General features: G+C 72.8%; 9 protein-coding genes. 5 read left to right on the top strand and 4 right to left on the bottom strand.

The genetic code is table 11. The features are described from left to right. Window positions 1-39: 39 nt before the first annotated feature. Window positions 40-1683, bottom strand: a complete 1644-nt coding sequence (gene pgm, locus HJC40_RS38785; RefSeq protein ID WP_250008560.1) for a phosphoglucomutase (alpha-D-glucose-1,6-bisphosphate-dependent) — start codon at window positions 1681-1683, stop codon at window positions 40-42. 281 nt (window positions 1684-1964) lie between these two features. Between pgm and HJC40_RS38780 the strand changes: the two genes are divergently transcribed. Next, window positions 1965-2309 carry an STAS domain-containing protein gene (locus HJC40_RS38780; protein WP_250008559.1) on the top strand — a complete coding sequence of 115 codons (345 nt, stop codon included), beginning with the start codon at window positions 1965-1967 and terminating at the stop codon, window positions 2307-2309. 9 nt (window positions 2310-2318) lie between these two features. Beyond that, the gene (gene yaaA / locus HJC40_RS38775) at window positions 2319-3116 is read left to right on the top strand and encodes a peroxide stress protein YaaA (RefSeq protein ID WP_250008558.1); all 798 of its coding nucleotides are present in this window, start codon (window positions 2319-2321) and stop codon (window positions 3114-3116) included. A gap of 1 nt (window position 3117) precedes the next feature. Here the strand turns inward: yaaA and HJC40_RS38770 are convergent, their stop codons facing one another. Beyond that, the gene (locus HJC40_RS38770) at window positions 3118-3747 is read right to left on the bottom strand and encodes an FKBP-type peptidyl-prolyl cis-trans isomerase (RefSeq protein WP_250008556.1); all 630 of its coding nucleotides are present in this window, start codon (window positions 3745-3747) and stop codon (window positions 3118-3120) included. A gap of 229 nt (window positions 3748-3976) precedes the next feature. On the opposite strand from HJC40_RS38770, the gene HJC40_RS38765 reads away from it, so the two are divergent. Continuing rightward, complete coding sequence (locus tag HJC40_RS38765; protein ID WP_250008555.1) at window positions 3977-4888, top strand: hypothetical protein; 912 nt, start codon at window positions 3977-3979, stop codon at window positions 4886-4888. A 62-nt stretch (window positions 4889-4950) separates the two neighbouring features. After that, on the top strand, window positions 4951-9987 hold the full coding sequence (locus HJC40_RS38760; protein ID WP_250008554.1) for an MMPL family transporter: 5037 nt from the start codon (window positions 4951-4953) through the stop codon (window positions 9985-9987). A 100-nt stretch (window positions 9988-10087) separates the two neighbouring features. Here HJC40_RS38760 and HJC40_RS38755 read toward each other — a convergent pair whose 3' ends face one another. Then, entirely contained in the window at window positions 10088-10825 is a 738-nt protein-coding gene (locus HJC40_RS38755; protein ID WP_250008553.1) for an SDR family NAD(P)-dependent oxidoreductase, read from the bottom strand. A gap of 153 nt (window positions 10826-10978) precedes the next feature. Next, window positions 10979-11875 (bottom strand): DMT family transporter, encoded by an 897-nt coding sequence (locus tag HJC40_RS38750; protein ID WP_250008552.1) that lies wholly within the window; start codon window positions 11873-11875, stop codon window positions 10979-10981. Window positions 11876-11962: 87 nt separating this feature from the next. Here HJC40_RS38750 and HJC40_RS38745 point away from each other — a divergent pair, with 87 nt between their 5' ends. After that, a complete protein-coding gene (locus tag HJC40_RS38745; protein ID WP_250008551.1) occupies window positions 11963-12874 on the top strand; it encodes a LysR family transcriptional regulator in 912 nt (303 codons plus the stop codon). Window positions 12875-12904: the final 30 nt, after the last annotated feature.

Raw genomic sequence — 12904 nt, 5'->3', positions numbered from 1 at the left:
CCGCCTTCCTGTCGGCCGCCGGGGGCGGGATCTGAGGTTTCAGCCCTTCAGCGCGGCCGAGACGACGGCGCGGGCCTCCTCCTGGATGCGGGCCAGATGCTCGGGTCCCTGGAACGACTCGGCGTAGATCTTGTAGACGTCCTCGGTGCCGGACGGGCGGGCCGCGAACCAGCCGGGCTCGGTGACCACCTTGAGCCCGCCGATGGCGGCGCCGTTGCCCGGCGCGGTGGTCAGCACCGCGGTGATCGGCTCGCCGGCCAGTTCCTTGGCCGTGACCTGCTCGGGCGACAGCTTGGCCAGCACCGCCTTCTCCTCGCGGGTGGCCGGGGCGTCGATGCGGGCGTACGCGGGCTCGCCGAACTTGGCGGTCAGGTCCCGGTAGTGCTCGCTGGGCGTGCGGCCGGTGACGGCGAGGATCTCGGAGGCCAGCAGGTCGAGCAGGATGCCGTCCTTGTCGGTGCTCCACGGGCCGCCGTCGCGGCGCAGGAAGGAGCCGCCGGCGCTCTCCTCGCCGCCGAAGCCGATGGAGCCGTCGAGCAGGCCGGGCACGAACCACTTGAACCCCACCGGCACCTCGTCGAGGCGGCGGCCGAGGTCGGCCGCGACCCGGTCGATCATCGAGGAGGAGACGAGCGTCTTGCCGATGGCCGCTCCGGACGGCCAGTCGGTGCGATTGGCGAACAAGTAGTTGATCGCCACCGCGAGGTAGTGGTTCGGGTTCATCAGGCCCCCGTCGGGCGTGACGATGCCGTGCCGGTCGGCGTCGGCGTCGTTGCCGGTGGCCAGCTGGAAGCGGTCCTTCTGCTCGATCAGGGACGCCATCGCGTACGGCGAGGAGCAGTCCATCCGGATCTTGCCGTCCCAGTCCAGCGTCATGAAGCCGAAGGTCGGGTCCACCGTCGGGTTGACCACGGTCAGGTCCAGCCCGTACCGCTCGGCGATCACGCCCCAGTAGGCGACGCTGGCCCCGCCCAGCGGGTCGGCGCCGATGCGCAGCCCGGCCGACCGGATCGCGTCGAGGTCGATGACCGCGGGCAGATCACCGACGTACGTGTCGAGGAAGTCGTAGCCGGAGACCGAGGACGACTGCCGGGCCCGCGCGGCCGGGATGCGCCGGACGTCCCGCAGCCCGCCGGCGATCAGCTCGTTGGCCCGGTCCTGGATCCACTTGGTCGCGTCGGTGTCGGCCGGGCCACCGTTCGGCGGGTTGTACTTGAAGCCACCGTCGTCCGGCGGGTTGTGCGACGGGGTGACCACCACGCCGTCGGCCCGCCCGGACGAGCGGTCGCGGTTGTAGGTGAGGATCGCGTGCGACACGGCGGGGGTCGGGGTGTAGCCGTCGCGGCTGTCGATCAGCGTGGTCACCTCGTTGGCCGCGAAGACCTCGATCGCGGTGATCATGGCCGGCTCGCTGAGCGCGTGCGAGTCCCGGCCCAGGAACAGCGGGCCGTCGGTGCCCTGGGCCCCGCGGTACTCGACGATCGCCTGGCTGGTCGCGGCGATGTGGTCCTCGTTGAAGGCGTTGCGCAGGCTGGAGCCGCGGTGGCCGGAGGTGCCGAACGCGACGCGCTCACCGACGACCCCGGGGTCCGGGTGCTCGGTGTAGTAGCGCGAGACCACCTTCGGCACGTCGATCAGATCGCGCGGCTCGGCGGGCTGTCCCGCGCGGGAGTTGACGGACATGGGCGGCCTCCAAGAAGTGTGGACGCGATAGTCGATCACGTCACCGGACCGGTCGGGCGGGCAGGCAGCACGGCCAAAGGCGGTGAACCTACCGGGAGCGTATCGATACCCCATGCCCCGGGCAGCGGATCGGTATGCGCCCCGCGACCGCCCGCCGGCCACCCCGATCGCAGCGAAGCTGAGCGACTGTCGAGTTCCGGTACCCCGACAAGGTGACTTTCGGTCACCGATTGGGCAGAGACATCCGTTGACAACACTGCGGGGAGAGAACGGGGGCCGTCGTGCACGTGTCTGTGGTCGACAACAGCGACGACTCGGTCGTCGTCACAGTTCGCGGCAATCTCGACATCGACAGCGGGACCACCCTGACGACGACGCTCGATCAGGTGCTCGACCGGCCCGAGCCGCGGGTCGTGATCGACCTGTCGGGCATCGATTTCTGCGACTCGACCGGCCTGAGCGCGCTGGTCGTCGGGCACAACCGGGCGGCCGCGAGGGGCGGCTGGCTCCGGCTGGCGGCGCCCGGCGACTTCCTCGGGCGGCTGCTCGACACGGTCGGGCTGACGCCCCGGCTGGCCGTCTACACCACCGTGGGCGACGCGCTGACCGGCCGCGGGGCCGATTAGTCTCGCGGGGTGCTGATCCTGCTGCCGCCGTCCGAGGGCAAGACCGCCGCTACGGTCGGTGATCCTCTCGATCATCCGTCGCTCTGGTTGCCGGGCCTGGCGACGGCTCGCAAGCGGGTGCTGACCCGGCTCGTGGCGATGAGCAAGCGGACGAGCGCCCGCGCGGTGGCCGACTCGCTGGCCACGCTCGGTCTCTCGGCGGGGCAGCGGGACGAGATCACCCGCAACGCGGAACTGCTCACGGCCCCGGCCGCGCCGGCCGCCTCGATCTACAGCGGCGTGCTGTACGAGGCGCTGGATCTGCCCGGCCTGACCGCGGACGCGCGGGCCTGGGTCGAGGCGCGGGCGGTCGTCTTCTCCGGCCTGTGGGGCGTGGTGCGTCTCGACGACCGCATCCCGGCCTACCGGCTCTCGGTCGGCGTCAGCCTGCCGGGGCTGGGCGGGCTCACCGCGTACTGGAAGAAGGCTCTGCCCAGGGCCCTCGACCCGGTGGCCGGGGCCGGACCCGTGCTCGACCTGCGATCGGGTGCGTACGGCGCGATGTGGACCCCGCCCGCAGGCTGCTCGGCAACCGTGCGCGTTCTCCACGAGCGCGTCGTCGACGGGGTCGCCCGGCGGTCGGTCGTCAGCCACTTCAACAAGGCGACGAAGGGCCGCATCGTGCGCGCCCTGGCCGAGGCCGGCGCGGCGCCGGCCTCGGTCGACGAGATCGTCACGGCGCTGCGCGACCTCAAGCACACCGTCGAGGAGCAGCCCACGGCACCGGGCCGCCCCCGTCAGCTGGACGTCGTCGTCAGCGAGCTGTGAACTACTGAGCGGCCAGGATGTCGACCACGAACCGCAGGTCACCCTGCTCGTCGCCGTAGGCCATGGCCGCGGGCACGTCGATCTGGATGCGGCTGCCGACCTTCTGACCCGGGATGCTCTTGTCCCAGCCCTCGATGACGCGGCCGGTGCCGACCGGGGTGCTGAACGGCTGGCCGCGCTGCCACGACGAGTCGATGATCTGACCGGTCTTGTAGCTGACCAGCACGTAGTTGGCGGTGACGGTCTGGCCGGCCTTGACCGCCGGGCCGGTGCCGGGCACCAGGGAGGTCACCTTAAGCTTGTCGACCGTGCCGGTGCCGCCCTTGACGACGGGCTGCTTGGACAGCGCGGCCGGGGTGTCGACCGGCGCGGGCTGACCCTCGGCGGGGCCTCCGGCGGACGGCGGGACCTCGGCGGACGGCGGGGCCTCGGACGGCACCGCCTCGGCGGTGGGGGCGGCCGACGCCGGCGCCGGGGCGGACGCCGGTTCACCGGAGTCGCCACCTCGTACGGTGATGAAGACGGTCACCAGGACGGCGACCACGGCCAGCCCGGCAACGGCACCGGCGACGGCCTGGCTGCGCCGCTTCGCCGTGTCGCCGGTGATGGGTCGGGCGGTCTCGCTGCTCATAAGTCGTCGACTCTCCTGTATTCGGCATCGGCCGGAAACTTCGGACACGGTACCTGTCCTCGTGACGAAGCCCACGCCGAACCTCGGCCGAACCACCTAGGCCCGTGATCACCCGAACGGACGGTCACGCATTCCGCTCTTCACCGTCACGCATCGAAGTGCGATTGTTGACGCCCCACACACCTTTCTTCGCGTTGTGAATTCGCGCTGTGAAACACAGGAGGGTCGGTTGCCGTCGACCGACGATGGTCGCCGCGGAAGCCGGACCGGCCACCGCGCCCCGCACACCGGCGTCCGCCGCCGCGCCGGTCTCACCGAGGACGGCCGCCAGTGGAACGAGTTCCTCTCGTCCGCCGCGGTGATCCTCGCCGGGGTGCTCGTCGTCATCGGGTTCGGCTTCGTCGCCGTCCGCGGCCTCAAGGGCAATGAGGAGGCGGCGCCGCCGATCGACCCGCCCGCGCCGGCGCTCGGCGACCTGCGGCTGCCGCCGCCGCCCAGCGCCGGGAGCAACCAGGGGCTCATCCCGCTGGGCAGCCCGTCGCCGTCCCCCTCGCGCAGCACCGCCGAGGCGACCGCCCCGCCGCCGCCCTCCCGTGATCAGCTCACGATCGTCCGGGACGCGGTGCCGTCGGTGGTCCGGCTGTCCGACGAGGGGGACAGCGACTGGGTGCACTGGGGGCTCGACGGCACGTTCTCCCTCGAACGCGACAAGAAGGGCGAGTTCCGCATCCTCGAGGGCGCCCCGACCGCCCCGCGGTTCCGGCACTCGCTCAGCCCGCAGCGGTTCGCCTGGAGCGGCGGCGACCCGGTGGCGAGCAACGCGGGCACGACCACCGGCATCCGCACCTGCGGCAAGGGCAACGGCTTCACCCTCTCGGCGCCGGCCGGCACCACGCCGCGGGTGCTCAAGCTCTATGTGGGAGCCGTCTCGGCCCGCGGAAAGCTGACCGCGCGGCTGAGCACGGGCGAGTCCCGCGGCACTACGGTTCTCGAACAGCGCGGCGCCACGTTGCGCACCGCGGTGCTGACCGTCGCCTACCAGGCGCCGAAGTCGGGCCAGGTGCGGCTGACCTGGACAACCGACGCCGCGTACGGGAAAGGTTGCTCAGGGGTGGCCCTGGAAGCGGCGACGCTTTCCTGAAGTGTTCTCATAGCACTCCAGCCGGGATCCGGCGGTAGTGAGGAACGACCAGAGGGGTTGACGTGTTCGCGGGCTGGGGATCGTGGGTCGCCCGCTTCCGGTGGCCGGTACTGATCGTCGCGCTCGTCGCGGTGATCAGCGCGGGCGTCTGGGGGCTCGGTGTTTTCGGCCAGCTCACCGAGGGCGGCTACAACGACCCGGACAGCGAGTCGTCCCAGGCCACCGAGGCCGTCCAGAAGGCGTTCGGCGCGCAGGGCGGCGACCTCGTGGTCATCTACACACCGACCACCGGCAAGATCACCGACGTCGACCTGGGCAAGCGCATCCGGGCCAAGCTCACCGCGCTGCCCAAGTCGGCGGTGAAGAACAGCACGTCGTACTGGTCGACCCGGTCCCCGCAGTTCGTCGCGAAGGACAAGACCAGCGGCGTCGCCCTGGTCACGCTGGCCGGCGCGGACGACGGCGCCAAGCTCGACTCGTTCCGCGAGATCGACGACAAGCTGGCCGTCGCCGGCACGAAGGTGCAGCTCTCCGGCGCTGTCGTGCTCGCCGACGCGACCTCCACCCGCTCGACCCAGGACCTGGCCAAGGCCGAGATCATCTCGCTGCCGGTCACGCTGATCCTGCTCGTGCTGCTGTTCGGCTCGCTGGTCGCGGCCTCCCTGCCGGTGCTGGTCGGCGGGGCCGCGGTGCTGGGCTCGCTGGGCGTGCTGAACGCGATCACCGGCGTGCACGAGGTCAACTCGTTCGCGGTCAACGTGGCCAGCCTGCTCGGCCTCGGCATGGCCATCGACTACGGCCTGTTCATGGTGGGCCGCTTCCGGGAGGAACAGGCGAGCGGTCGCACTCCGGCCGAGGCCGTCCGCCGGACCGTCGCCACCGCCGGGCGTACGGTCGTCTTCTCCGCGACCCTGCTGATGATCGCGCTCGGTGGGCTGCTGCTGTTCCCGCAGGGCTTCCTCAAGTCGCTGGCCTACGGCGGGCTCGCCGCGGTCGGCCTGGCCGCGCTGCTCTCGCTGACGCTGCTGCCGGCGCTGCTCGCCGTCCTCGGCCCGCGCGTCGACAAACTGCCGATCCGCCTGCCCGGCCGGGGCAAGGAGGGCTCGTTCTGGGGACGGACGGCCGCCGCGGTGCTCCGCCGCCCGGTCGTGGTCGCGCTGCCGATCCTGGCCGGCCTGCTGGTCCTGGCGGCGCCGATCGCCGGCGTCCGGTTCGGCGAGGCCGACGAGCGTACGCTGCCGGCCGGCGACGCGGCCCGGCAGGCGATCGAGACGCTCAAGGCCGACTACCCGCAGTTCACCGACAGCGGCATGCCGATCGTGCTGCGCGGCCGGGCCGACTCGGCCGCGTTCGCCGTCACGCTGCGCCAGATTCCCGGCATCGCCCAGATCAGCCCGGCCCAGCGCGCGGGCGACGTCACCGTCTTCAACGCGACGCTGCGCTCGTCCGACCCGTTCAGCACCGAGTCCCGCGACGTGGTCGACCAGATCCGGTCGCTGCCCGTGCCCAACGGCGCGGAACTGCTCGTCGGCGGCACCACGGCCCGGAACGTCGACAGCCTGGCGGCCACCGCCGCGAAGCTGCCGTGGATGGTCGCGATGCTGGTCGGCGCCACGCTGCTGCTGATGTTCTTCGCGTTCGGCTCGATCCTGCTGCCGATCAAGGCCGTGCTGATGAGCGCGCTCAGCCTGAGCGCCACCTTCGGCATCCTGGTCTGGATCTTCCAGGACGGGCACGGCGCGTCCTGGCTCGACGTGACGCCGGCGCCCCTGGAGGCAGGCATCGTCGTGCTGATGGCCGCGGTGGTGTTCGGCCTCTCCACCGACTACGAGGTGTTCCTGCTCTCGCGGATGGTCGAGGCGCGGGCCCACGGCGCGTCGACGAACGAGGCGGTCACGATCGGCCTGGCCCGTACCGGACGGGTGATCAGCGCGGCGGCGGTGCTGCTGATCGTGGTGACCGGGGCGTTCGCGCTGTCGTCGGTGACCACGATGCGGTTCGTCGGCGTCGGCATGATCGTCGCGCTGCTGCTGGACGCGACCGTCGTCCGCATGCTGCTGGTGCCGTCGGTGCTCGGGCTGCTGGGCAACGCGGCGTGGTGGGCGCCGGGGCCGCTGCGGCGGCTGCAGGAGCGGGCCGGGTTGTCGGAGCACGCCGGCGAGGAGGAGACGCCGGCGTTGCCGTCCGGGCGTCACGTGGCCGGCGAGGAAACGGCCGTGCTGGCGCTGCCGCCGGGGCCGTCGTCGCAGGTCTACAGCACGTGGGACCGGGAAGCGGCCGGGGTGATGCTGCTGCCGCCGGCGATGATGACGCGGTCCCTGCCGGCCGGGCCGGACAGCGCGACCGAGGTCTTCCCCAAGGTCACCGAGGAGTCGCCGGTTCCGGGCGGCGCGGCGGTCTCCCCCGTTCCGGACGCGGCCGACGACGACATCGTCGACGCGGAGATCATCGAGGATGACGAGCCGGTCGTCGCGGGGACGGCCTCGCCGGTCTCGGTATCGGCTTCGGTTCCGGCTTCAGTTCCTGCTTCGGTTCCGGCTTCCCTGGACGAGCACGTCGACGCGGAGATCGTCGAGGACGACCCTGTCGTCGCGTCGGTGGAGCCTGTTGCCGCCTCTGACGACGTGGTTGCGTCGCCTCACGAGGCCGACTCTGACGGGGACGCGGCGGCCGGAGATGTCGTCGAGGAGCGTGCCGCCGACAAGTCCGCAGCCGACGCCACGGGTGGCGAGCCGGAGGCCGACGTTCCGGTTGCCGAGAACGCCGTCGACGCGCCGGTTGGCGAGGTCGTCGCGGACGAGCCGGCCGAGGAGCGGCCCACCGACAAGCCGGATGCGACCGAGACTGCCGCATCGGCTGTCGCGGAGCCGGTCGCCGGAACTCTTGCGGCGGCACCGGCCCGAACCGACCCGGAGCCGCTCGCCGGAACCTTTGCGCCGTCGCCGGCCCCAACCGACGCGGAACCGGTCGCTGAATCCGACGGGGAGCCGGTCGCCGGCAACGTCGCGGATTCGCCTGACGGGCCGGTCGTCGAGGAGCCCTCCGGTGAATCGGGTGCGGCGGCAACTGCTGCGCCGGCTGTCCGGGAACCGGTTGCCGGGACCGCCCGGGAAGTGCCGGTCGTGGCGGAGCCGGATGCCTCGCGGGCCGGTGCGCCGGTCATCGAGGAGCCGGTCGTCGAGACCGGCGCGGGGCAGCCGGTCGCTGAGCGCCTCACCGACGAGCCGGATGCGGTCGAGACCGACGCCGATGAGGCCGATCGGCCGGTCGTCGTGGAGCCGGTTGGCGCCGTGGCCGAGGCCGTTCCGGACGAGCCGGTGGACGGCGACGAGGTCGACGGCGAGATCGTCGACGGCGAACCGGTCTTCACGCCCTACCTGCGGGAGCCGTACTACCCGATGCCCGGGGTGTACCGCTCGGAGTCGCGGAGCACCGCCCCCGACTACTCGGCGCCGGACGAGTTCTTCTTCGCGCCGTCGTCGGCCGGGACGTTCGCCAGCTCGCTGGAACTGCCCGCGGCGCCGGAGCCCACGGTTCCCTACTTCGGGGACCGGCCGGACTTCGACAGCACCCGGAACCTGGCCGACCTGGGTATCACGCGCAGCTTCGACGCTCCCGACCTGGACGCGACGTCCACGTTCGAGGCGCCGGTGTTCGAGCCGCCCACCTTCGAACCGCCCACCTTCGAACCCACGCCGAGTGACGACCCACCGGCCATCTTCGAGGCGCCGAACCGGCAGGTCGCGCGGACCTTCGAGACTCCCGACCCGGAGACGTCGGGCAGCATCGTGCTCCCCGATCTCGACCCGCCCGCGCCCGGAGCGGACCGGACGTCCCTGGTCACCGGGCCCGAGCCCGGGCTCGACGTCACGCGGAGCTTCGACGCACCCGACCTGGACGCCACCCGGCGGCTGCAGGTGCCCGGTCTGGAGTCGACCCGGCAGATGCCCGCGCCTCTGATCGAGCGCGCCCAACGCCTCGGCCCTCCCCCGGTGACCGACGAGGCCTCCCCGGCCCCGGCCGTCGAGCCCTTGCCGAAGCGGATCCTGCCACCGGCCGCGGCCGAGCCCGTCGTGCCCGCGCCCGCCGCTGAGCCGTTGCCCCCGGGCTTCATGCCGCCGCCCGCGGCTGAGCCCCTGCCCCAGCGCTTCACGTCACCGCCCGCAGCCGAGCCCCTGCCCCGTCGCTCTGTGCCGTCGGCTGCGGCTGAGCCGGTCGTCGAGCCGCTCCCCCAGCGGATCATGCCGGCCACGCCGTCGTTGCCGGCTCAGCCCCCGCGAATTGCACCGCCGCCGCCCCTCGCCGGGTCCGGAGTGCGCCGGTCGGAACTGGGCAGCGCCTTCACCGCGCGCCGGGCAGCCGAGCTGGATGAGCGCGAGTTCCCGCGCCGGCCCGTCGACGAGCCCTACCCGGTTCCCCAGCCCGACGACCGTCCGCTGTCGCCGCAGTCCGACGACCGGTCACCGACGCCGGACCCCGACGCGTTGTCACCGGCGCCGCAGCCCGGCGCCTGGTCACCATCGCCGCAGTCCGACGCCTGGTCACCATCGCCGCAGTCCGAGGCCTGGTCACCATTGCCGCAGTCCGAGGCCTGGTCACTGTCGCGGCCGTCCGAGGCCTGGTCACCATTGCCGCAGTCCGAGGCCTGGTCGCCGGCGCCGCAGGCCGAGGAAGTCGTGGAGCCGACGCCGCTGCGCCGGCCGGCCACGCTGGGCGATCAGCCGTACTCGTTCCGGCCCGGCCGCGAGATTGCCGAACCCCCCGCCACACCGATGACGCCGTCGGCCGGGGAGGCTCCGCCGGTGGGACCGCCGCCGGCGTACGCGTCGCCGGTCACCCCGCCGCCCCCGCGCCGGCCCGCCGACCTGGGTGACCACCTGCGGGAGACCCGGCCGGCCGACCTCGGGGACCACCTGCGGGAGTCACGCCCGGCCGACCTGGCTCAGTACAGCAGCCGCACCCGTCGCCCGACCTCGGAGAAGACCAACCGCCCGGCTGCACCGGAGGAGCCCGCGAAGCCCCCGCGCCGCCCGGCCACGCTGGCCGACCAGCTGCCCAAGCCGCGCCGCAAGCCGGAAGACGACCAACCCTCGCAGTAGGCGCCGCCGGTTGCCGGCTGCAGCGGCACGTCCAGCGACCAGGCGGCGATCGTCGCGCACCGACTTCCGCCCGGACCGGTCCTGGCCGCCCGCGCGGCGGTCAGCGGAAGACCAGGCCGCCGCCGACCTCGAGCACCTGACCGGTGAGCGCGCCCGAACCCTCCGAGACGAGCAGCCGTACGGTGGCCACCAGATCCTCGGGGACCAGGGCCCGCGGCAGGGCCTGGGTGGCCAGCAGCGGGGCGTGCGCCTCGGCGTCGCGGCCGTCGGCCAGCTCGGCCTCGCCCTCGGTGCGGATGGCGCCCGGGGACAGCGCGTTGACCGTGATGCCGGCCGGGCCCAGCGCCCGCGCCAGCGAGCGGGTCAGGCCGATCAGTGCGGCCTTGCTCGACACGTAGGCCGGGCCGGACGGGCCGCCCATGCGCACGGTCGGCGAGACCACGTTGACGATGCGGCCCCAGCCGCGCTCCGCCATGCCGGCGCTGAGCGCCTGCGCGAGCAGCATCGGCGCGGTGACGTTGACGGCGAACGTCTGCTGCCACTCGGCCAGCGGCAGTCCGGCGAAGTCGACGTTGGACGCCTTGGCCGCGTTGTTGACGAGCACGTCGATCGGGCCGGCCCGCTCGGCCAGGTCGCGGACGGCGGCGGCGTCGGCCAGGTCGGCGTCGAGCAGGGTGACCTCGGCGCCGAGGTCACGACAGAGACGTGCGACGCTCTCGGCCTCGTCGGCGGCGGCCAGGTGATGCAGCCAGAGCCGGTGCCCCGGGCGGGCCAGCCCGACGGCGATGGCCGCCCCGATGCCGCGTCGCGCCCCGGTGATCAGAATTCGCCGCCCCATGCCGTTCCCCCTCTGCCCATCACCCACGAAAACGACCCGGGGACGGTCGATGGAATGATCGACTCGACCGGCGCGGGCGGCGTGGCCGAGCGGCCCGCTGGCGCTGGGTCGCTCGGCCACGCCTGTCTTCATGGTGCCCGATGGCACCCGTCATCACACGCGACCGGCCGCCACCGGTTCGCCCACGGCCCCGATCGTGGCCGGAACCGGGCGGGTCGACAGCCAGCAGCCGGCCGCGACCAGGGTGAAGCCCACGATCGTGCTGACGCCGAAGTGCTCGTCGAGCAGCGCCACGCCCAGCAGGACGGCGACGACCGGGTTGACGTAGGTGACCAGGCCGGCGCGGGTCGAGCCGACCTGGCCGATGAGCTGGTAGAACGCGAGCAGGGCCAGAGCCGTGCAGAAGAAGCCGAGGACGGCCAGGGCGGCCCAGGCCTCGACGCGGACCGGCTCGGCCGGCAGCGAGAAGACGGCGAACGGCGCCAGCGCGAGCGCGGTGATGCCGGTCGTGGCGCCGACCAGGGACTCGGCGGGCACGTCGGCAAGGCGGCGCTGCACCAGCATGGTGGCGACGGCATAGCTGATCGCGGCGACCAGCACCATCCCGGCGCCGAGCAGGCCCAGGCGGTCGCCCGAGAGGTCGAGGCCGACCAGCAGCGCCACACCGCCGAAGCCCAGCGCCAGGCCGGCGACGCGGATCGGGGTCAGCCGCTCGGAGCGGATCATGAGCAGGGCGATGGCGACCGGTTCGACGGCGATGAGCAGGCCGGTCAGCGAGGAGCTGATGTGCGTCTCGCCGTAAGTGATCAGCAGGAACGGGCCGAGGATGTGCACGAACGCGAGCACGAAGACCGGTCCCATCCGGCCCCGCAGCTTGCTCAGCGTGCCGCGGGCGGCGGCGAACGGCAGCAGCACGATCGCGGCGATCGCGACCCGGCCGAAGACCACGAGCAGCGGCGACAGATCCTCGATGGCGATCTTGATGAGGAAGTACGGAATGCCCCAGAGCACCGAGACCACGAGGAAGAGAAACCAGGCGCGTCGATTCACACCTCGACCCTGCTCCCGTACGGTAGTAAGCGGTAGTACCGACTTGCTGGGGATGCTTGAAGGTGAGCTGATGATCGGGCTGAGTTTATGATCGACGTACGCCGGGTGGCCGTGCTGCGGGAAGTGGCGCGGCTCGGCAGCTTCAACCAAGCGGCCACCGCGTTACGTCTGACGCCGTCGGCCGTGTCGCAGCAGATCGCCGCGCTGGAACGCGAGCTCGGGACCCACGTGGTGCTGCGCAGCACCCGCGGCGTCGAGCTCACCGAGGCCGGGCGGGTGCTGGTCGAGGCGGGCGAGGCGATCGCGGCCGACCTGTCCCGGGCCGAGCGCGAGATCGCCCGGCTGGGCACGGTCGACAGCCTGACCGTGGCCACCTTCACCAGCGGTGGTCAGCGCCTGCTGCCCGCGGCGCTGACCCGCTTCGCCGCCGAACGGCCGGGCGTCGACCTCACCGTTCTCGAGAACGAACCCGAGGACGCCCTGCCCCTCGTCCGCTCGGGGGCCGCCGACCTGGCGCTGGTCTACCACTTCGACGAGGTTCCCCCGGTACGCCCCGGTGACCGCTCGGGCCTCACCTATCGCCCGCTGCTCGAGGACCCCATGTGGATCGTCTTCCCGGCCGCTCATCCGCTGGCCGGACGCGAGTCGGTCACCATCGCCGACCTGGCCGGTGAGCGCTGGGTGCACGGCTGCCTGCGGATCGTCGACATGCTCGGCCACTACGCGGCGATGGCCGGCTTCGAGATCCGCACCGCCTGCCGCGGGACGGACTACATCTTCGCCCAGTCCCTGGTGCAGGCCGAGGTCGGCATCAGCATGATCCCGCAGGTGGCGCTGACCGCCGGGGCCCAGCCCGGACTGGCCACGGTCCCGCTCGCCCCGCCGTGCCCGTGCCGCTACATCGGCGTGGTCACCCCGAGCCGCCGCACCCATCCCCTGGCCGACGCGCTCATCCAGGCCTTGCACGACACAGTCGCCGCCCTGCCGGTCCCGGCGTGACGATGGCTGAGATACCGCCGGGTGAGCGCG

Origin of the sequence: Actinoplanes sp. M2I2 (genome assembly GCF_023544445.1) — a bacterium.
Taxonomy (GTDB): Bacteria; Actinomycetota; Actinomycetes; order Mycobacteriales; family Micromonosporaceae; genus Actinoplanes.
The sequence above is the reverse complement of the archived record's forward strand: the minus strand, read 5'-3'. Positions and strand labels throughout refer to the sequence as shown.